Consider the following 20,591-nt stretch of genomic DNA (forward strand, 5'->3'; position numbering starts at 1 on the left):
GCCGGCCTCGATCGGCACCGACAACGAGCCACCCATACCCAGCGCATCGAAACCGAGATCCGCGCTGAGCTTGCCCTTCAGACCGGTGATGTCGACCTGGCAACCCACGATGTACCCGGTGGTCAGCGTCGCACCCTCCTCGGGGATCTCCCCACCGAGCTCGGCGAACACATCGCCCGACACCCACGCCGTGCGGCCAGCACCATTAGCGGCCAGCGACGGAGAAACCAGAGCACTCTCAGCATTACGGGCGATCTTCGCGCTCACACCACCGGCGTTCACGACCTTCTCACCACCCGGCAGCGGCACAAAAGTATCTGCATTCGCAGCACCCGTCGACATCAGGCCGAGCACAACAGCCGCAGCGGCACCCAGGCCGGCAACGCGGACTCCACGGCGCAGACCGGTCTTTCGGTTCTCGCTCATTCGTTCCCCTCATCAGGATTCTTGCTGGTTCCCAGTCACGACCTTCGAGACTGAGGAGTGGTCCATGTCGGGCCCAGAGCAGCATTCACGGCCGTCATGACCGCGGAGTGAATTCCGGGTTATCACAACCTGATTACCGCACTGAAGTCGAAATCACTGACAAAGCATCAGAGTTTCGACTGGGCAACGGCACACGACCCTGCCCTCCATCTCCAGTACTGACTCGCCGAGGACAGTAACCGGGAGTTGGTTGCTTAAGCAATTAATTCCTGAGGAAACGGAATCGTGATGTATGCCACATCGCAAAACGTGTCCACCGTGTGGGATTTCGGCGAGAATTCGGACCTCGCGCCGCTTCGCTGACCAGCGCATTCATGCGGCGTTCACGTGAAGTTCGGTAACGTTAACACCTGGTTCACGAGCTAGAACGATGTCTGTTCTGGGCGAAGAAAACCGTCGATGTCGCAGCAAAGTGTGGCCTGGGCCACGAGTGCCCCGGTCCGCCGCCGGATACAAAAACTTCGGCTGATTCCAGAGGCAGACAGCAGATCACGATTGCCTTACGGTAGTTCTTTCCGACGATAACTATCCGTGATGGGGAGGTTTCTGGCGGCGCAGCCACTCGTCGGATTCACTGCCCCGTTCATCCCGACTCGAGGCGTCGTCGGGCCCGCGTTCGTCGGCGGTGGTGTCGGGGAAGACGTCCCCGAAGATGCGCGCGAGCCGGGCCCTGTCGATCGGGGCCCGGCTCGGTGCTGCGTTCTCGGTCGGCTCGCCGTCCGACGGAGGGGAAGTGGAGATGGCTCAGCCTTCCAGACCGGACAGCTCGGTGATGACGTGCGACGCGAGAGGCGTCAGCGTGGCCATACCGTCTCGCACGGCAGCGCGCGAAGACGCCAGGTTGACCACCAGCGTGCTCCCCGACACACCCGCGAGACCGCGTGACAAACCGGCGTCGAGGGAACCTGCTGCGAGGCCGGACGTGCGCAGCGCTTCGGAGATTCCCGGAATCTCCCGGTCGAGTACCTCCGCGGTGACGTCGGGCGTGACGTCACGCGGCGAGACACCCGTACCGCCGACGGAGACGACGAGGTCGACCCCGCCGATGACGGCGGTGTTGAGGGCGTTGCGAATCTCGACCTCATCGGCTGCCACCGCGACGATGGCGTCGACGATGAACCCGGCCTCGTTGAGCAACTCAGTGACCAGCGGACCGATGGAGTCCTTGCCGTCACCGTGGGCGGTGCGGTCGTCGACGATAACTACCAGCGCGCGGCCGGCCAGCGAGGCTTCGATATCCATGGTCCCTACCGTAGTGGCCCCGTTCAACACGGACTCGACCTGCCCGAGGATCCCTGCGTTCATCATCGGCCGCCCTGTTCTGCGGTTCCCAGCGTGACATCGACGGTCTTGGTGTTCGACCCGTTTCCGTCCGAGTACGTAATGGACACTGTGTCTCCTGGTGCGTGGGAACGGATGGCAGCGATGAGGGCGTCACCGCTGGTGATGACACGGTCGTCGACCTTGGTGATCACCGACCCCTTCGGAATTCCGGCCTTCTCGGCCGGGCCGCCCGGCGTCACCTCGACGACGGTGGCACCGTTGGCGGCATCCTGCGACGGAACCTGGATGCCGATGATGGCCTGCGTGGCCTTGCCGGTGTCGACCAACTCGTCGGCGATGCGGCGGGCCTGATCGACCGGAATCGCAAATCCGAGGCCGATGGAGCCGCTCTGCTCCCCCGCTCCGGTTCCGCCGATACTCGCGATCGCCGTGTTGATCCCGATCAGTTGCCCGTCCATGTTCACGAGAGCGCCACCCGAGTTGCCCGGGTTGATCGCCGCGTCGGTTTGCAGGGCATCGATGACGGTGTTCTGGTTGCCCGACTCACCGGAGGTCGACACCGGACGGTTGAGGGCTGAGATGATTCCTTCGGTGACCGTGCCTGCCAGCCCGAGCGGCGAACCGATCGCCACCACCTGCTGGCCCACCTGGACGTTGGCGGACGTTCCCAGTTCGATGGGTGTCAGATCCGTTTTGCCCGATGCCTTGATGACAGCCAGGTCGGAGACCGGGTCGGCGCCGACCAGGGTTGCGTCCGCGGTACTGCCGTCCGAGAAGGCCACCGTCAGCTTGCCTCCTCTCGCCGCCGCGCCGGCGACGTGATTGTTGGTGAGGATGAGACCGTCGGAGGACAACACGACCCCCGACCCTTCCCCACCGGATCCGCCGGCGGTTGCGACCTCGATCTGGACGACACTCGGGACCACCTTGTTCGCGACGGCCTGCACGGAGCCCGCCGGGGCGTTGGCCGCGGGAGTTGCGGTGTTGTTCTTCGGAGCGTCGAGTGAATTGGTGACCGCAGCGCCGTTGCCGTCCCGTTGGGTAGCGAGTGAACCGACGGCACCGCCGATGCCGCCGCTCACCAACGCCAGTGCGACGGCCCCGACGACGATGGCCGTCCGCGCGGGACGCTTGGCCGTCGCTGCCGACGCCGGCTGTCCCGGCCCGTAGTGACCGGAGAACGACCCCGTGGGCGCTCCCTGCTGCGGGGCGGCCTGCTGGGGTCCCGCACCGTGTTGCGGCTGCCCGAATTGCTGTGTGGACTGATGTGGAACGCCGTACGGGGCGCCCTGCTGGTAGCCCGCCGATCCGTAGGCCTGCGGGCCCGGTCCGGCCGGGCGGTGCGGCGTGGCCGGGAACTGCTCGGTCGGCTGGTAACCCGGAGCGGGCCGGGCAGCCTGGTCACCGGTGTCGCGACTGTTGCTGTCGGAACTGTTTCGATCTTCGGTCATCGCATCACTTCCATCTCCCGCGGCCACCCGCAGGGGCAGCCGCACCGTCTCTGTGTACGAGACTGCCCGGTGGGACTGAGAAGGTCCTGAGACCGGCCTTTGAGTTTGCCCAACCCTTCCCCAGGTTATTCCGACTCCGGTTCCCCGGGAAGCACGATGCGGATGAGTGCACCGCCCCGCTCGGAGACGTCCACGGCAATGGTGCCTCCGTGCTTGACGACTACCTGCCGCACGATGGCGAGCCCCAATCCCGAGCCGGGCATCGAGCGCGACGCCATGGAACGGTAGAAGCGGTCGAACACCAGCTCGCGGTCTTCCTCGAGGATGCCGGGGCCGGCGTCGTCCACCGTCAGCTCGAGCAAACCCTCGCCGGCAGGCTTCATCATCACACGCACCTGCTCACCGGTGGGACTCCACTTGGCCGCGTTGTCGAGCACGTTCAATACCGCCCGGGACAACCCGGCGTGATCGCCGTAGACGAACCACGGAACGGTGACGGCGGTGAAGTCGATCTCGTTGCGGCGGCGGCGCGCCCGCTCGAGGCAGCGTTCCACCACCTCACTGAGGTCGACGCGCTCGAACACCGTCTCGGGCGCATCCTCGCGGGCGAGATCGACGAGATCGCCCACCAGGGTGGACAGCTCCTCGATCTGCGCTACCACGTCGGTGCGCAGTTCGGCCATGTCCTCGTCCGGAATGTGCGGAGCGCCAGGGCGGCTCGACGCGATCAGCAATTCCATGTTGGTCCGCAACGAGGTGAGCGGTGTCCGCAGTTCGTGACCGGCGTCCGCCACCAACCGGCTCTGGCGCTCACGTGATTCGGCCAGCGCCCGGAGCATCGTGTTGAAACTCTCGGTCAGCCGCGCGAGTTCGTCGTTACCCGTCACCGGCATGGGGGTCAGGTCATCGGTGCGAGCCACCCTCTCGGTGGCCGCGGTGAGCCGCGCGATCGGCCGGAGCCCGGTGCGTCCCACCGTCGTTCCGGCGACCGCCGCGAGAACGACACCGCACCCACCGACCACGAACAGCACCCACGCCAGTCGGTCCAGCACCGCACCGGTCGGTGCGAGGCGCTGGGCAATCACCAGGGTGCTGCCGTCCTGGGTGCGCTCGGCCAGCACCCGCTGGTTCTCGGCAGTACGCAGCGACGTGCCCTCCTCACCACGGGCGACCGCCAACTCGGGCTCGCCGATGGGAACACTCGAACCGGGCGGCGTGTACGTGTCGAGGTCCGGGAAGATCAGCGCCACACTGATGTCCGTCGTGTACAGCGTCGCACCCGCGATGTAGCGCGGGTCGAACGTCACCAGATTGCTGTCGATCAACGCCGATGCGCGCGTGCGCAGCTGATTGTCGACGTCCGCGTAGAGCGCCCGGGACACCACCGCGTAGGCGGCAATCGCCATCACGGCCACCGCGATTGCCACTACCGACGCCGCGAGGAGCGTGACACGCCAGCGCAGCGACACCGACCGCGTCAACGGCATCGGTGGACGCATCTCCGGCGGCAGCGGAATCGGTCCGGTGTGGTAGCGGCCGGTGGCGTGCGGTTCGTGCCCCGGCAACCCCGGCTTGTCGGCGGTTCGGTGGAACGGCACAGCCATCACGGCGGAGTCTCCCGCAGCACGTAGCCGACGCCCCGGACGGTATGTAGCAGGCGCGGCTCCCCATCAGCCTCCGTCTTGCGACGCAGATACCCCACATAGACCTCGAGGGCGTTGCCCGACGTCGGGAAGTCGTAACCCCACACTTCTTCGAGGATGCGGCCACGGGTGAGCACCCGGCGCGGGTTGGCCATCAACATTTCCAACAGCGAGAACTCGGTACGGGTGAGGCTGATGGACCGATCGCCGCGCGTGACCTCCCTGGTGACCGGGTCGAGGGTCAGGTCCTCGAAGGTCATCTTCTCCGAGTCGATTCCCGGTTCGGGCGCCGCCCGGCGTAGCAGAGCGCGCAGCCGGGCGAGCAGTTCCTCGAGGGCGAACGGTTTGGGAAGATAGTCGTCGGCTCCCGCATCGAGTCCAGAGACCCGCTCCGACACGGAGTCGCGGGCGGTGAGAACCAGGATCGGCAGGTCGTCACCGGTACTCCGCAGCCGCCGGCACACTTCGAGGCCGTCGAGGCGCGGCATCATCACGTCGAGCACCAGCGCATCGGGTCGTGCGGCCGCCACCTTCTCGAGCGCATCGATACCGTCGACGGCCAGTTCCACCGAGTACCCGTTGAAGCTCAGGGACCGCCGCAAGGACTCCCTCACGGCCCGATCGTCGTCGACCACCAGAATGCGCATACCCGACAGTTTGACCCGGCCGACTGAGTAATGGCTGAGAAGGGTCGGTACGGAGCCGGATGTGATCACTCCACGATGCGCGGTCCCGGCAGGCTCCACTTTCGCCAGAGTGCGAGCAGACGGAGCACCGAGGCCAGCGCTGTGCCCGCGATCAGAGCGGCGTTCGGACCGGACCCCAGTTCACTCGACACGACCACCAGCGCCGACCCCAGGAGCGCGGGGATTGCGTAGAGATCCCTGTGGAGCAGCAGCGGAACTTCATTCACCAACACGTCGCGCAATATTCCCCCACCGATGGCCGCCGTGCCACCGATCAGGCACGAGGCCAGCGGGCTCGCGCCGTGGTCGAGGGAAATCACCGCACCCGTACTCGCGAACAGGCCCATACCCACCGCATCGAGCACGAGGATCTCTCGGCGCAGTCGGCCGAGCGCCGAGTGCAGGAAGAACACCAGCAACGACGTGCCGAGGGCAGTGCCGAAGTTGGGCCAGCTCCCCAGCGACGTGGGCGGATGGATGTCCAGCAGGAGGTCGCGGACGATGCCACCACCGATACCGGTGAAGACACCGACCACGCACACCCCGAAGATGTCGAGCCGCTTCGTCACGCCCACCAGGGCACCCGACGCCGCAAACGCCGCGATGCCCACCAGTTCGAGGATGTAGAGCAGCACCCGCCAAGGTTCGCACGCGGGCCTGCCGCCGTTTCGTCCCGGCCGGGCCGGGCCTACCTGTCAGCCGGGTCCAGCAATCCCAACTTCACGGCCTTCACCAACCGGCGGGGTACACGATGGGTGGTTCCCCCGACTGTCACCTCCACCAGCTCGGGAACCTGAGCCTTCCACTGCGACCTGCGACTACGCGTGTTGGACCGCGACATCTTGCGCTTGGGTACTGCCATCTTTCTCTCTCCTCCTTCGTCGCCTGTGAGTACTTCTCAACCACGGAGTGTTAAGAAGTACTCACAGGCGCTTGCGCACTCCATATCGGCGTTCGAACTTCTCGACGCGGCCCGCGGTGTCCATGACGCGTTGCGCGCCGGTCCAGAACGGGTGCGACTCGCTGGTCACGTCGACCACCACCAGCGGATAGGTGTTGCCGTCCGCCCACTCCACAGTGCGGTCGCTGGTCACCGTCGACCGCGTGAGGAACGTGGTTCCGGTGCTGGCGTCCTGGAAGACCACGGGGTGATAGTCGGGGTGAATGTTCGGTTTCATTCGTGTCCCTCTCTCGAGCTGTCGGGTTCTGCGTACGGTGATTCGCTGCTGTCGCAGGGGTCTTCGTGGAACTGGCCGAACGGGTCGGGCCACGACTCCCACGCGGCCTCGTCGGCGAGTTCTTCGTCGGTGACCAGCGCCCACTGGAGCGTCCGGTCGATGTCGCTGGGGTCGGCCGCGTGCACCAGGACCACCATCGAGCTGTGCCGGTCGCCAAATCGTTCGTCCCAGCACAGAGCCGCCATTGCTCGCCGCGCCGTGGGGACTTGGTCCTGTTCGGCCGGGGTCATCGCGGCCAGCCATCGATCCGCACTCGCCACCCGCAGTCCCCCACCGGCGGATTCGAGCCACAGCGCCTCGTCGGGCTGCGTGGCCACCCACACCCGGCCGCGCGCCGTGACCACACCCTCCAGAAGAACGTCGATGGCCTCGTGCAGTCGCTCGGGGTGGAAGGGCCGGTTCGCCGAGAACTCGACGATCATGACCCCGCAGTCGTGCGACAGCGGAGGTTGCCCCCGCAGCAGAGGTGAGTGGGCGTTCGTCAGCTCGCCGCGCCGGGCACCGGAGGGGATTTCCAGGAGTAACCGCTCGACGTCGAGTCCGTCGACGTCCCAAGCGATCGGTGCGCCGGGAGCGAGCCGCGCGAGGACGGCGTGGAGCCTGGCCTGCTGCCACCCGTCGCCGGCGCTGCCCGATACCACCAGGGCGTCGGCGAAGTCGACCTGCCCGACGGCGACCTGCGCGACGGTCCGGTCGTCGTCCAGAGCCTCGTCACCGGTCGCGTCGTCGAGCCACGTCTGGGCGTCGATGCACGTGATCACGGCCTCGACACGGACATCGCGTGAGGCGGTTCCGTCAAGCTGGCCGACCACCCCGGACACCACCACGTGCTCGATTGCCCAGCACACGGCCTCGGGTTCGAGCCGGCGGTCGAGGTGCAACACGATGCGCTGCACGGAGCTGCGCGCATGAAGGCGGCGGAGCAACGGGAGCAGGTCTTCCCGGAGTGTGCAGGAGATACAGCCGTGCGCGAGCTCGAGGATTCCGACGCGGGTGCGCTCTCGCCCCGACCCCATCGTGGTGACGGTGCGCCGCACGACGCCTTCGTGCACGAGGTCGAGGTCGTGATGCACGACCACGGTGTCGTCACGGAGCAGCGACCGCGCGACGGTGTCGGTGGGGCCGCTCCATCCGGATACCAGGACGAGCGGCGTCCGGTGAATCTCGCTCACGAGCACCCTTTCGATAACGATTGTCATTGCTTACCGAGAAACGCTACATTGGTTTTTCGTCGTTGTCGAAAATGATTGTCATCACCTTGCTGACCGGTAGTCGCCTGGATGCGGGAGGAGACAGAAAGGAATGCCCATGTCGGCACATTGCCAAGTGACCGGACGCCGGCCAGGATTCGGCAAATCCGTATCGCACTCCCACAAGCGCACCAATCGGCGCTGGGATCCGAACATTCAGAGGAAGACATATCTTCTGCCCAGCGAGGGGCGGCGGATCACTCTCACCGTCTCCGCCAAGGGGATCAAAACCATCGACCGGGACGGAATCGAGGCCGTGGTTGCCAAGATCCGGGCCCGCGGAGAGAAGGTCTGATGGCCCGGAACGAAATCCGTCCGATCGTGAAGCTGAAGTCGACGGCGGGTACGGGATACACCTACGTCACCAGGAAGAACCGCCGCAACGACCCCGACCGACTGGTGATGAAGAAGTATGACCCCGTCGTCCGGCGCCACGTCGATTTCCGAGAAGAAAAGTAGAAGACACCCCCGATGGCGAAGAAGTCGAAGATCGCAAAGAACGAACAGCGCAAAATCATCGTTGCGCGCTACGCGGAGCGGCGGGCCGAACTGAAAGAGGTCATCCGCCGCCCGTCGAGCAGCGATGACGAGCGCGCGCAGGCGCAGACGGCACTGCAGCGTCTGCCCCGGGACTCGAGTCCGGTACGATTGCGCAATCGAGACGCTGCGGATGGACGTCCGCGCGGCCACCTGAGGAAGTTCGGGCTCTCTCGCGTGCGTGTTCGCGAGATGGCACACCGCGGGGAGCTGCCAGGCGTCCACAAGTCGAGCTGGTAAAGGAAGAAGATGGCAGTCAAGAGAGCACCGTCGAAGAAGCCGCGTCCCGTCGAGGGACGCAAGCCGAAGAAGAACCCGTTGTTCGCGGCGAAGATCGAGTACGTCGATTACAAGGACATCAACCTTCTCCGCACGTTCATCTCCGATCGCGGCAAGATCCGTAGCCGCCGCGTGACGGGCCTGACTCCGCAGCAGCAGCGTCAGGTTGCCGTTGCCGTCAAGAACGCTCGCGAGATGGCGTTGCTGCCTTTCACCAGCCGGTAGCAGCTTCTTCACAGACACCCGAAGGCCGCGTAGTCCACGGACTACGCGACCTTCGGCGTATTCCGAGCGGAGCTAGCCGAGCATCGCCTGCATCTCGGCAATTTCCCGCTGCTGAGCGCTCACGATGCCGGTGGCCAGTTGCTTGGCATCGGGATTCTCGCCCTCCGCCAGTTCGGTGTCGGCCATCTCGACGGCGCCCTCATGGTGCTCGATCATCATCGTCAGCCACATCCGGTCGAACTCGGGCCCCGACATGCCCATCAAGGTGGACATGTCGTCTTCGGACATCATTCCGTCACCCGGCCCGTGGTCCATCCCTTCGTGACCGGTTGACGTCGGAGCGGTGTCACCCGCCTGAGCGAGCAACCCGGTGATCTGATCCATCTCCGGTGCCTGAGCGGCCTCGATCCGCTGGGCGAGCGCCAGCAGTTCGGCGTTGTCGGTGCGGCCGTCGACCATCTCGGCCATCTGCACCGCCTGCGCATGATGCGGATACATGCCGCGCAGGAACGTGACATCGGCGTCGTTGAATGCTTCGGCCCCGCTACCGGCCTCGGCCGAGGTCGACAGGGAGTGGGACGTCGCCGAGGCGCCCGAGCTGCTCGGGTCGGACGAGTCGGTGCCGCAGCCGGCGAGGACGAGCGCGGCGCCGGCCGCCGCGGCAATGAAAGCTGTATAGGTGGAACGCATGGGAAATCTCCTCATGGACATGCTTCGGGAAAGTGGCAGCAAGCTCCGCCGGAGCCCTGAGCTCCGGACTCCCCGTCACACCCGCAGTATCGACAGCTGCGCCAATGACAACACGGTCCACGCCGGTGGTCCACGTCCGGACTGCACCCGGTCGACACTCACCCGCGACGTCGGCGACGGCGCCTCGGCACCGGCCACGCAGGGCACCGTCGCACGCGTGAGCACCGGTGCCACGACGACCACGCCGGCGCAGTGATGTCCGTTGGGGTGCGACTGTTCGCACTCGTTTCCGCAGTCGTGGCCGTGGTTCGTGCCGGGGTCGTGCGAGGCGGCCACGGCATGCAACGAACCGCCATGAGCCGGAGCGGAAGCGGCGGTGACACTGTGCATCACAAGGACCGCAGCCGCCAGCGTGACCAGCAACGCAATGCGTGCGGTGGGCACACGCCTTCGTCTCGCCGCCGGGGTCATGACTTCCACTGTAGCGGCACATACCCGCCAGGGGTATGACGATGACGCCGAGCCTTTGGTCGCACTCGCATGAGCTCAGAGCGACGACAAGATGTCCAGTCCCTGCTGCTCGAGGCCACCGATGGTGTTGGTGAGGATGACCAATCCGCGCTCGCCACGCCGATCGAGAACCACGGTGCACTGGAAGCCGCCCGTCGCCCCGCCGTGGAGCGTGTACTCGCGGCCCTCGAACGGCACCACCGACCACGTCAATGCCCGGTAGGTGTTGCCGATCCACCGCTGATCCATCGCGGCGCTGCCCGGCACCGTGCCGTCGATAAGCTGCCGAACGTAGCCCGCCATGTCCGCCGCCGTGGACCGCAGCCCACCGGCGGGAGCGTAGGCGTCGAGCGGCCACGGGGCCTGCGATCGGTGCAGTACGTCGAATCCGCGGGTGGCGTCGGCGGGCAGGTCTGCCGCAGTCAGCGGTAACCAGGTATCCGACAACCCGAGCGGTACCAGCATCCGTTCGCGTAAGAGCGACGGATAGTCGGTGCCGACTGCTGCGGCCAACGCCTGTCCGAGCAACGCGAAACCGACCGTCGAATACGCGTAGATTCCGCGACTGCCGAGCTGCGCCGACTGCACCTGCTGCAGCAGCGCCTCCCGGTCGTATGTGAAGGGATTGGTCGCGGACACCCAGTGGCCCACCGCCACAACGGCATCGGTGGTCATCGGAAACTGGGCCATTCCCGACGTGTGCGAGGCCAATTCGAGCAGGGTCACGTCAGCGACCGGCGCACCACGCAACGGCAGCAATTCTCCGACGGTGGTGTCCTCGCGCACCTCACCGCGCGCCACCGCATCGACGAACAGCTGCGCGGTGAACGTCTTGGTGAGAGAACCTATCTCGTACTCGGTGTCGTCGGCCGCGCCGAAGTGGGCGAACCGGGTTCCGGTGACGTCCACGTATGCGACACTGGCGTTCTCACGATAGCTGCGGCTCAGAACCTGTCCGGCGAGCGACACCAATTGCGGGTCGCCGCTCGATGGGGGCGCCAGCGCAGACGTAGCGGGAGCCGTGACCGCCGTGAGAACGCAGGCGCAGAACAGCGCGCACAGAATGGTCGTCCGACGCAGCATCGCAACTCCTCGTGCACGTCCGAACGCGCGTGCCTCTCCCGGTTCCCGCTCGAGCCTATTGTCACCCACCGGAAAGGCGCCCACTAGACTTCGGACGGTTTGCCGACAAGAGGCTCACCGGTCGAGGAGGTGCCCCGCAGCGTGTCGGGAATAGTTGCGGGATTCACCGTCATCTTCGTGATCATCGCGATCGGCTACATTCTCGGCCGGCGTGGAACGCTCGGAGCGGAGGGCGAATCCGTCCTGGGCAGGCTGGTGTTCTTCGTCGCGACACCAGCGCTGCTGTTCGATTCGCTTGCATCGTCCGACCTTTCCGTGATCTTCTCGCCGACGCTGGCCGTCGCTGCTGCGACCGCTTTGACAGTCGGCGCACTGTACATGGTGGTGGCGCGGGTATGGCTGCGCAGGTCGCTTCCGGAGCCGACGATCGGGGCGTTGTCGGCGTCGTACGTCAATTCCGCGAACCTGGGCATTCCCATTGCGGTGTTCGTGCTCGGTGACGCGTCGTTCGTGGCCCCACTGCTCCTGTTCCAGATAATCGTGTACTCGCCGATCGCGTTGACCATCCTGGACATCACCACGTTGCGCAGGAGCGCATCGCGACTCGAGACCGTGACCGCCCCGTTCAAGAATCCGATCGTCGTGGCCGGCGCCGCGGGACTGGTGCTTGCCCTCGTCGACTGGACCCCGCCCGAAGCGGTGATGCAACCGTTCCGGCTCATCGGCGGCGCCTCCGTACCGGGTGCCCTGCTCGCCTTCGGTATCTCGCTGTACGGGGTGCGCGTCCTCGAGAAGGGAACGAGTCCACGCCGGGACGTCGCACTGGCTTCGGTGCTCAAGATCGGCGTGCAACCCGTCCTCGCGTACCTGATGGCGCGATACCTGCTCGGCCTCGAGGGACACGAATTGTTCGCGATCGTGGTTGTGTCGACCCTGCCGACGGCGCAGAACGTCTTCGTCTACGCCAGCCGGTACCGGTGCGGAACGGTGCTGGCGCGGGACACGGCCTTCGTCACCACTTTGGCGGCGATTCCGGCAATTGCGCTGGTCTCAGGACTGCTCGCGTGACGGGGTTACCGTGGCTTATGCGCGTAATCGCCCTCGCAGTGCTGGCCTGCCTTGCCGTCGCCGGATGCGGGTCCACCTCGAGTACCGACGAACCGACGATTCCCCCCGAGATCGCATCCGCCGTCGACCCGAGCCCCACCCATCCGTCGTCGGGGATGCCCGTGCCCAGCGAGGTACCCGGCGAGGAATTCGGTACGGTGTTCACCGCCCGGCCCGACATCGTCCGCGCCCATCCGACCCCGTTCGAGTCGTGGTCCCGCGCCGACGGCAACAAGGTCGCGATCCATTTCGTCACCGGAACCCCGGAGTGTTACGGCGCCGATGCGACCGTCACCGAGACGGACACCACCGTCACCATCTCCCTACGCACCGGAAGCCTGCCGGAGTCGGCCGACAAGATGTGCATCCTGGTCGCAGTGTTCGGCACGCTCGAGGTGCCTTTGCAGGCGCCGCTCGGCGCTCGTCGGGTGATCAACGGGTGAGCCGTTGAAGCACTGGTTCCTCAACGTCTGCATCGCCACCGCACTACTACAGGCCGTCTATCACGCCGTCCGCGTTCTCGTCTCGTACCGTGTCCTCGCTCTCGGCGGTGACGCGGTCACTATCGGAATCGTGACGGCCCTGTTCTCGCTGGCACCCCTGCTCGTCGCGGTCCGCATCGGGCGGGCGGTCGACCAGCGGCACGCGGCCGCAGTCCTGCGTACCGGCGTCGCGCTCACGACACTCGGTGTCGTGGTGATCGCGCTCAGCAACGACCTGATCGTGCTCGCCGTGGGCAACGTGGTCCTCGGGTTCGGCCAGATCCTCGTCACCGTGGCCGGGCAGGGATTCATCACCTTGCTGTCGAAACCGGGCGAGCTGGACAAGGGGTTCGCGGGCCTGACCCTCGGCGTGTCGGTCGGTCAGGCCGTCGGCGTGCCGGTCGTGGGGCTGATCGCGGCCCGCAGCTCGGACGGCGGACCGGTGCAGACCACTCTCGCGCTGGCGGTCATGGCCGCGGTGTCGCTGGCGTCGATTCCGTTCGCGTGGCCGATCCGCGAGCGTCCGCAGTCCAGGAAGCCGGCCGCGAAAGACCAGCAGCAATCCGTCGCGAGCATGATCTCGACGCCCGGTATGCGACCCGCGGTGTTCAGCAGCCTCATCGTCCTCGCCTCCGTCGACGTCGTCGTGGCCTATCTGCCCGTCCTGGGCCACGAATTCGGTTTCAGCGTTCTCCTGGTGTCGTTGCTGCTCACCGCGCGCACGGCGGCATCGATCGTGTCCCGGGCGTTTCTGCCGTGGCTGCTCACCCGGGCACCGCGACAGCGACTGCTCATCTCCGCGACTTTGTGTTCGGCGCTGCCCACCGCGCTCCTGCCGTTCGTCCGCGATCCGTGGTGGATGGCCTTGCTCCTGGTGGTGGCCGGCTTCTTCTGGGGCATCGGGCAACCGCTGACGATGACCTGGGTGACCGGCCTCGTCACCGGCCCCAACCGGGCCGCCGCGTTGTCTCTGCGCCTGACCGGTAACCGCCTGGGCCAGGTGCTGATCCCCTTGACCGCAGGCGCTATGGCCGGTGTCGCGGGCACGGCGTCGATCTTCGTGATCACCGGAGGTCTTCTGGGCACGGCGGCGGTGTCCACCTGGCGAGCCGTGCGTACTTCATAACCACCCGCGGTTAATAAGTACTCACGGGTGCCTAAATGTCGCACCGGCCGCTGCTCGACGCTCCACTTCGTCGGCTGTGGCGTGCGTCTCTCCTCGGCAGACTTGTCCCCAGTCACGCGTTTGCCAGATCAGGGGTCAGGAGCCACACGATGAGCTTTACCGGTGTCATTCCGAGCACGACCGACACTCCTCGTCCACATCAGGACGAGCGCGCCGTATCGAGCGCGGTACAAGCATCGGGCGACACGACTCCGCAGCTACGTTTCCTCGACCCCGCCGACACCGGGTCCGGGCGGGCGGCCGTGATGGTCTGGCCGCAGGCTCCCCTACTCGCGGAACTCGTCGCGCTCTTCGCCGACCTCGGTTTGCGGGTTGCTTCCCATGAGCAGCTTCCCGCCGCTGAATTCGGCGAGACGGTAGTGCACCGCTTCGATTTCAGCACCGACGGCTCCGCCTGGGACAGCACGACTCCCGGCCTCGTCTCCGCCGCGTTCGGGGCCGCGGCAGCCGGCCAGTTGGAGGTGGACGGATTCACCCGTCTCATTCCGGCCGCCAATGTGTCGTGGTCCGACGCCGTCCTGATCCGTGCGGCCTGCCGTTATCTCCGCCAGGTGGGACTCGGCCTGTCGGAGCCGAACATCGTGGCAATCCTGTTGCGCAACAGCAGTTTCGTGCGCGGGTTCGGCGCACTGTTCGCGGCTCGCTTCGATCCCGCGCAGACCGATCGGGGCGCGGCCGTCGCGGATGCGGAGAAGATCCTCCTCACCGCCATCGAGAAGACCACGACGTTGGACGAGGACCGCCTGCTGCGCGGCCTGTTGTCGTTCATCTCGGCCGTACTGCGCACCAACTGGTTTCAGCACGACCGCACGGCGGGAACCGGCACCGCGGCGGCGTTCAAGATCGATCCTGCGCTGCTCTCGCTGTCCGCTCCCGTCACCCCTTACCGGGAGATCTTCGTGCACTCTCGAATAGTCGAGGGCAGTCACGTGCGCAGCGGCACGGTGTCCCGCGGCGGTCTGCGCTGGTCGGACCGCAAGGACGACTTCCGCACCGAGGTACTGGGACTGATGAAGACGCAGCACGTGAAGAACTCGCCGATCGTTCCGATGGGCGCGAAGGGCGCGTTCGTCGTGCGCACCGATCCGACTCCCGATGCTGTGCGGCAGGCGTACACGACCTTCATCGAGGGACTGCTCGACGTCACCGACGACATCGTCGACGGCGAGGTGGTGCACCCCCGCGACACCGTGCTCTACGACGGCGACGATCCGTATCTGGTGGTGGCCGCCGACAAGGGGACGGCGCGGTTCTCCGACCTCGCCAACAGCATTGCGGTGCGCCGCGGTTTCTGGCTCGGCGACGCCTTCGCCTCCGGAGGTTCGGCGGGTTACGACCACAAGGCGATGGGTATCACCGCACGCGGTGGATGGGTTTCGGTACGTAGACATTTCGCCGAGATGGGCAAGAACGTCGACACCGACGCGTTCACCGTGGTGGGAATCGGCGACATGTCCGGGGACGTCTTCGGCAACGGCATGCTGCTCAGTCGCGCGATCCGCCTCGTCGGCGCCTTCGACCACCGGCACATCTTCCTCGACCCCGACCCGGATTCCGAAGCGTCCTACCGCGAGCGCGAACGACTGGCCGGGTTGCCGGGAGGCAGCTGGGACGACTACGACCGCGACGTGGTGTCCGCCGGTGGCGGGGTGTGGCCCCGGACCACCAAGACGATTCCGCTGTCTGCTCGGGTGCGCGAACGGCTCGGCGTCGAGGAAGCCGAACTGCCCCCGCACGAGGTGGTGAAGGCCCTGCTCACGGCCGAGGTCGATCTGTTGTGGAACGGCGGAATCGGAACCTACGTCAAGGCGTCCGCGGAAAGCAACGCCGACGCTGCCGACCCGGCCAACGACTCCGTCCGCGTCGACGCCGACATGCTGCGCGCCGCAGTGGTCGGCGAGGGCGGGAACCTCGGGTTCACCCAGCGGGCCCGCATCGAGTATGCGCTGAGGGGCGGCCGCATCAATGCGGACTTCATCGACAACGCCACCGGTGTCGCCACCTCCGATCGCGAAGTGAACCTGAAGATCGCGGTGGACGCGGCGGTAGCGGCCGCAGAACTGCCTGCCGCGGAACGGAACTCGCTCCTCGCTCGCGTCCAGGACGAGATTGCCGAGTCGGTGCTGGCCGACGCGTCGGCCCAGACCCTCGCGATCAGTCTCGCCGAGGTGCACGCCCCCTTCCTTCTCGGACGTCATGAACGGCTGATCGAGAACCTTGAACGGGACGCAGGACTCAGTCGGTCCGCCGAGGTCCTCCCGACCGCAGCGGAACTGACTGCACGACACCGCGCCGGGCAGGGACTGGTCCGTCCCGAGATCGCCGTCCTGTTGGCACAGTCCAAGAATCTCGTCGTCACGGAACTACTCGCCTCCCCGGTCCTCGACGACGCGGTGTTCGACGGTGTCCTGGCGGACTACTTTCCCGCACCGATCCGGGAGCGGGTACCGCAGCAGATCAGCGGTCACCGATTAGCCCGCGAGATCGTCGCCGTGCTCGTCGCAGGCGACATGATCGACCGGGTGGGACCCGGACTGATCCATCGCTTGGAGGAGCGCCTCGGTGTCGGCACCCCCGACATCACCAGCGCCTACGCGGTGGTGCGGCAGGTGTTCGACATCGATCGCTTGTGGGACCAGGTACTGGCCTTGCCGGGTGCCTCCCACCGCACGAGGTTGAATCTGCATTTCGGCATCCAGGACCTGATCGAGCGCACCACGTCGTGGCTCCTGCGGCACCGCACCGCGGACACCGACGCTTGCGCGTCGATCGAGCGATTCACCGACCCCGTCCGCGAACTGGCTACCGCCCTGCCCCGGCTGACCGGTGCACCCGCGCAGGACTTGAGCACGCTGCGCATCCTCGCGCAAGCGTTCGCACTCGAGGACACCGCACGCACACTCGGCTTGCCGATCACCCAGGTTGCGGAAACCTACCGAGAATTCGGCAAGGTCATCGGCCTCGACTGGCTGTCGGAACGATTCTCCGTCGGCGAGACCGGGACCGCCTACTGGGAGACGATGGCGGCGGCCGTCCTCGTCGACAACCTGCAGGAGCACTGGCACGCGCTGATCGGTTCGGTTCTGCAGGACGCCTCCCCCGACACCTCCGCGGCGGACGCCGTCGCCGCCTGGCTCGACCGGCATCCGACGGCCGCGGAACGGCTGTCACACATGCTCGGCGAGCTCCGCAGTCGCGATCGGGTGGACAATTCGAGTATCTGCGTGATCGATGCCGAGCTCACTCTCGCACTGACCCGCTGCCGATGACCCCTATCGCCGTAACCCCATACCTCACCACCGATCGAAGGAGTTCGAAAGTGCCCACTCTCCAGCGAGATGTCGCCATTGTCGGTGCCGGCCCGTCCGGGCTGGCCGCCGCGACCGCACTGCGCAAGGCAGGCCTGTCCGTCGCAGTCCTCGAGGCGCGCGACCGCGTCGGAGGACGCACCTGGACCGACACGATCGACGGGGCCACGCTCGAAATCGGCGGCCAATGGGTCTCGCCCGATCAGACGGCGCTGATCTCCTTGCTGGACGAGCTCGGCCTGGAGACGTTCGACCGCTACCGCGAGGGCGAATCCGTCTACATCTCGGCCGCCGGGAAGCGCACCCGCTACACCGGTGAATCGTTTCCCGTCGACGAGACGACGCGGAAGGAGATGGACCGCCTGATCTCCATTCTCGACGACCTCGCAGCGCAGGTCGGCGCAGAGGAGCCCTGGGCGCATCCCCGTGCCCGCGAGCTCGACACCATCTCGTTCAAACACTGGTTGATCGAGCAGTCCGACGACGCCGAAGCCCGCGACAACATCGGCCTGTTCATCGCCGGCGGCATGCTCACCAAGCCCGCGCACGCATTCTCCGCGCTGCAAGCCGTCCTGATGGCCGCGTCCGCCGGCTCGTTCTCGCACCTCGTGGACGAGGACTTCATCCTCGACAAGCGCGTCATCGGCGGCATGCAGCAGGTGTCGATCCGGATGGCCGCCGCACTCGGGGACGACGTGTTCCTGAACGCACCCGTGCGCACCGTGCAGTGGAGCGAGCAGGGTGCCGTCGTTTTGGCCGACGGCGACGTCCGTGTGGAGGCGTCGCGGGTCGTGCTCGCGGTGCCGCCCAACCTGTACTCCCGGATCTCCTACGATCCGCCGCTGCCGCGCCGCCAGCACCAGATGCATCAGCATCAGTCACTCGGACTCGTCATCAAGGTGCACGCCGTGTACGAGACGCCGTTCTGGCGCGAAGACGGTCTGTCCGGCACCGGCTTCGGGGCCTCGGAGATCGTGCAGGAGGTGTACGACAACACCAATTACGAGGACACCCGGGGTACCCTCGTCGCGTTCGTGTCGGACGAGAAAGCCGACGCGATGTTCGAATTGAGCGAAGAGGAGCGTCGCGCCACCATTCTCGGCTCGCTCGCCCGCTACCTCGGACCGAAGGCGGCCGAGCCGGTGGTGTACTACGAGTCCGACTGGGGCTCCGAGGAATGGACGCGGGGCGCGTACGCCGCCAGCTTCGACCTCGGTGGCCTGCACCGGTACGGAAAGGACACGCGGACCCCGGTGGGGCCGTTCCATTTCTCCTGCTCGGACATCGCGGCCGAGGGCTACCAGCACGTGGACGGCGCCGTCCGGATGGGTCAGCGCACCGCCGCGGATATCGTCGCGCGCCTCGGACAGTAGACCGCGTCGATCATCGCCCGGCAGTCACGACTGCCGGGCGATGATCGCGAGCAGTAGTTCGGCGCGCACCCGCGCAACGTCCAGCCTGCAGTCGATCAGGGCTTCGATCCGCGCCATCCGGCTGCGCAGGGTGTGCCGGTGCACGCCCATCGCGGCGGCCGCCGACTCCCAATGCCCGTTCGCCTCGAGAAACGCCCGTAACGACGCCAGAAGCTCTGTGCCGTTGACGCGGTCGTAGTCGTCGATGGGCGCAATCATCGTGTCCGCCAGCGAATTGAGTACTTCGCGGGTCGCGCTGAACGCGAGTAGGGCACTGCCGGTGAGCGCCGCGAATTCCAGTGGTTCGGCCCCGGCTTCGGCCGCCGACGCCGCGAGTTGCGACTGCTCGATCGCCGCCACGACACCGGACAGCTCCCGTCGCCCGCTCAACCCGGCTCGGACCGCCTTGCGCGTGCCCGGGGGCAGCGCGCTCAGCATCGACCGTGCGAAGTCCACGTCGTCGGTTCCACGGAGAAGAACTGTGATCCGGGTGTCGTGGCGACGCGAGAAGAGCTGGCGCCCAACCGTGTCCATCGCCGCGGCGACCGCCGACTCCACCCGCTGCGCGAGTTCCAGAGTCTCGGCGACCACCGTCAGACCTCGCACCATCCCGTCGGCATCGGTCGCGCCCCGAATCTGCTCCCACGCAGGCGCCAGATCGCGATCGTCGGTCAGCAGCAGACCGAGCGCGTGCGAATTGAGCTGATTCTGCGCGACGCGCAAGCGAGCGGGCTTCTCGAAGTCCAGCGCCAGCAGCGAATTGGCGTGACCCAGCAGAATCTGATCGACGTGGCTGAGCGCCGTCGGACTGATCACCGCCAAATGCCCGTGCGGGGTGCTTCCGACACTGATCTGCTGGACGGTGATCGAGGCCCCCGACCGCGCCAGCGACACGCTGCTCGACGCTCCACCCGTTCCTGCCGCCAGCACATCGCGCACTTCGTCGAGTACCTCGTCGTCCGGTCGCGCGGGATGGTGTTCGAGTACCCTGCCGGACAGATCGAGAAGTAGCACCGTGGCGGAGGTGGCCATCGCGAGTTCACGGACGGTGGCGCCGGTTCCACCCGAGATGACGGCCCGCGTCATCCGTGGCTGTGCCCGGGACGCCCGCAGGACCGACTCGTATTCTTGTTCGGCCAGACGGTTCATCACGCGTTTGACGACGGCGGCGAACGGGGTCGGCAACGGCACCTCCAGCAGCGGAAGACCGAGGTCGTCGGCCACAGCGACGAGGTCCTCCGGCACCTCCGGGTGCGACAGCCCCGTGCCGAATCCGACGGCGGCCACTCCCACGCCGTCGAGTCCGCGTAGATACCGGGCCCGGTCGGCCGCTGTCAGGGGCAGTCGCAGCCCTGTGGTAAGCAGCAGTTCCCCACCGGAGAGCCACCGGAACGGATCGGACAATTCGGTGGTGATGGCGAAGGTGATCTCGTTACCGAGGCCGGCGGCTCCGCCCCGGAGTTCGAGAGCCAGATCCGGCTGGGACAACATCCAGCGGACGGGAACGGTCATGTCGGGCTCCTGCGCGTTGCGGTCTGGTGTGTGCCACCCTGACCCGTCATCCCGGGAACGTGGCTGGACAGATCGGCCATCGGAACCCGAGCATCGACTCCATTCTGTCAGAGGATTCGGTACCGGTGACCTGTACGGACACCGAAACACAACATTAACGAATTTCGTTCGTTTGAGGTCTTGCACCCGAACCCGAGGCTCCGCATACTTAACGAATATGAT

Annotated in this window: 22 protein-coding genes; 9 read left to right on the top strand and 13 right to left on the bottom strand. The window is 66.5% G+C overall.

The window, feature by feature from the left end:
- The 9 genes from R4P95_RS15345 to mrf all read right to left on the bottom strand — a co-directional run.
- On the bottom strand, window positions 1-426 hold a 426-nt coding region (locus R4P95_RS15345; protein ID WP_317746051.1), incomplete at its 3' end, for an MspA family porin.
- An 804-nt stretch (window positions 427-1,230) separates the two neighbouring features.
- Window positions 1,231-1,791, bottom strand: coding sequence for a molybdenum cofactor biosynthesis protein B (locus tag R4P95_RS15350; RefSeq protein ID WP_109335291.1), 561 nt, complete (start codon window positions 1,789-1,791; stop codon window positions 1,231-1,233).
- Window positions 1,791-3,221, bottom strand: a complete 1,431-nt coding sequence (locus R4P95_RS15355) for a trypsin-like peptidase domain-containing protein (protein WP_317746050.1) — start codon at window positions 3,219-3,221, stop codon at window positions 1,791-1,793. The genes R4P95_RS15350 and R4P95_RS15355 overlap by 1 nt, the downstream gene beginning before the upstream one ends.
- Before the next feature lie 125 nt (window positions 3,222-3,346).
- Window positions 3,347-4,825, bottom strand: coding sequence for a sensor histidine kinase (locus R4P95_RS15360; protein WP_213576846.1), 1,479 nt, complete (start codon window positions 4,823-4,825; stop codon window positions 3,347-3,349).
- Entirely contained in the window at window positions 4,825-5,511 is a 687-nt protein-coding gene (locus R4P95_RS15365) for a response regulator transcription factor (RefSeq protein ID WP_213576845.1), read from the bottom strand. The genes R4P95_RS15360 and R4P95_RS15365 overlap by 1 nt, the downstream gene beginning before the upstream one ends.
- 65 nt (window positions 5,512-5,576) lie before the next feature.
- On the bottom strand, window positions 5,577-6,185 hold the full coding sequence (locus R4P95_RS15370; protein ID WP_213576844.1) for a trimeric intracellular cation channel family protein: 609 nt from the start codon (window positions 6,183-6,185) through the stop codon (window positions 5,577-5,579).
- A 53-nt stretch (window positions 6,186-6,238) separates the two neighbouring features.
- The gene (rpmF, locus tag R4P95_RS15375) at window positions 6,239-6,412 is read right to left on the bottom strand and encodes a 50S ribosomal protein L32 (protein WP_109332604.1); all 174 of its coding nucleotides are present in this window, start codon (window positions 6,410-6,412) and stop codon (window positions 6,239-6,241) included.
- 61 nt (window positions 6,413-6,473) lie between these two features.
- Window positions 6,474-6,728: a type B 50S ribosomal protein L31 gene (locus R4P95_RS15380; RefSeq protein WP_109332605.1), complete on the bottom strand. Its 255-nt coding sequence runs from the start codon at window positions 6,726-6,728 to the stop codon at window positions 6,474-6,476.
- On the bottom strand, window positions 6,725-7,987 hold the full coding sequence (gene mrf, locus R4P95_RS15385) for a ribosome hibernation factor-recruiting GTPase MRF (RefSeq protein WP_317746049.1): 1,263 nt from the start codon (window positions 7,985-7,987) through the stop codon (window positions 6,725-6,727). Before mrf ends, R4P95_RS15380 begins: the two co-directional genes overlap by 4 nt.
- 109 nt (window positions 7,988-8,096) lie before the next feature.
- On the opposite strand from mrf, the gene rpmB reads away from it, so the two are divergent.
- From rpmB to rpsR, 4 genes are read left to right on the top strand one after another with little or no spacing between them, the layout of a single operon-like run.
- Window positions 8,097-8,333: a 50S ribosomal protein L28 gene (rpmB, locus tag R4P95_RS15390; protein ID WP_317746048.1), complete on the top strand. Its 237-nt coding sequence runs from the start codon at window positions 8,097-8,099 to the stop codon at window positions 8,331-8,333.
- Window positions 8,333-8,497: a 50S ribosomal protein L33 gene (gene rpmG / locus R4P95_RS15395; protein ID WP_109332619.1), complete on the top strand. Its 165-nt coding sequence runs from the start codon at window positions 8,333-8,335 to the stop codon at window positions 8,495-8,497. The genes rpmB and rpmG overlap by 1 nt, the downstream gene beginning before the upstream one ends.
- A gap of 12 nt (window positions 8,498-8,509) precedes the next feature.
- Window positions 8,510-8,815: a 30S ribosomal protein S14 gene (gene rpsN / locus R4P95_RS15400; RefSeq protein WP_109332620.1), complete on the top strand. Its 306-nt coding sequence runs from the start codon at window positions 8,510-8,512 to the stop codon at window positions 8,813-8,815.
- 9 nt (window positions 8,816-8,824) lie between these two features.
- Window positions 8,825-9,079 (top strand): 30S ribosomal protein S18, encoded by a 255-nt coding sequence (rpsR, locus tag R4P95_RS15405; RefSeq protein ID WP_005238639.1) that lies wholly within the window; start codon window positions 8,825-8,827, stop codon window positions 9,077-9,079.
- 72 nt (window positions 9,080-9,151) lie between these two features.
- Here rpsR and R4P95_RS15410 read toward each other — a convergent pair whose 3' ends face one another.
- From R4P95_RS15410 to R4P95_RS15420, 3 genes are all read right to left on the bottom strand, one after another.
- Window positions 9,152-9,769: a DUF305 domain-containing protein gene (locus R4P95_RS15410; RefSeq protein WP_317746047.1), complete on the bottom strand. Its 618-nt coding sequence runs from the start codon at window positions 9,767-9,769 to the stop codon at window positions 9,152-9,154.
- Window positions 9,770-9,844: 75 nt separating this feature from the next.
- Window positions 9,845-10,240 (bottom strand): DUF6153 family protein, encoded by a 396-nt coding sequence (locus tag R4P95_RS15415; RefSeq protein WP_317746046.1) that lies wholly within the window; start codon window positions 10,238-10,240, stop codon window positions 9,845-9,847.
- A gap of 75 nt (window positions 10,241-10,315) precedes the next feature.
- Window positions 10,316-11,362: a serine hydrolase domain-containing protein gene (locus R4P95_RS15420; protein ID WP_317746045.1), complete on the bottom strand. Its 1,047-nt coding sequence runs from the start codon at window positions 11,360-11,362 to the stop codon at window positions 10,316-10,318.
- A 141-nt stretch (window positions 11,363-11,503) separates the two neighbouring features.
- On the opposite strand from R4P95_RS15420, the gene R4P95_RS15425 reads away from it, so the two are divergent.
- From R4P95_RS15425 to R4P95_RS15445, 5 genes are all read left to right on the top strand, one after another.
- Window positions 11,504-12,430 carry an AEC family transporter gene (locus tag R4P95_RS15425; protein WP_317746044.1) on the top strand — a complete coding sequence of 309 codons (927 nt, stop codon included), beginning with the start codon at window positions 11,504-11,506 and terminating at the stop codon, window positions 12,428-12,430.
- A gap of 17 nt (window positions 12,431-12,447) precedes the next feature.
- Window positions 12,448-12,912, top strand: a complete 465-nt coding sequence (locus R4P95_RS15430) for a hypothetical protein (RefSeq protein ID WP_317746116.1) — start codon at window positions 12,448-12,450, stop codon at window positions 12,910-12,912.
- 4 nt (window positions 12,913-12,916) lie between these two features.
- Window positions 12,917-14,077, top strand: a complete 1,161-nt coding sequence (locus tag R4P95_RS15435; protein WP_317746043.1) for an MFS transporter — start codon at window positions 12,917-12,919, stop codon at window positions 14,075-14,077.
- Window positions 14,078-14,226: 149 nt separating this feature from the next.
- Window positions 14,227-17,406, top strand: a complete 3,180-nt coding sequence (locus tag R4P95_RS15440; RefSeq protein ID WP_317746042.1) for an NAD-glutamate dehydrogenase domain-containing protein — start codon at window positions 14,227-14,229, stop codon at window positions 17,404-17,406.
- Window positions 17,407-17,456: 50 nt separating this feature from the next.
- A complete protein-coding gene (locus R4P95_RS15445) occupies window positions 17,457-18,818 on the top strand; it encodes a flavin monoamine oxidase family protein (protein ID WP_213576836.1) in 1,362 nt (453 codons plus the stop codon).
- A gap of 24 nt (window positions 18,819-18,842) precedes the next feature.
- On the opposite strand, the gene R4P95_RS15450 is transcribed toward R4P95_RS15445, so the two are convergent.
- Window positions 18,843-20,369 (bottom strand): PucR family transcriptional regulator, encoded by a 1,527-nt coding sequence (locus R4P95_RS15450; RefSeq protein ID WP_213576835.1) that lies wholly within the window; start codon window positions 20,367-20,369, stop codon window positions 18,843-18,845.
- Window positions 20,370-20,591 lie beyond the last annotated feature (222 nt).

The organism is Rhodococcus sp. IEGM 27 (assembly GCF_033142305.1).
Taxonomy (GTDB): domain Bacteria; phylum Actinomycetota; class Actinomycetes; order Mycobacteriales; family Mycobacteriaceae; genus Rhodococcus_F; species Rhodococcus_F oxybenzonivorans.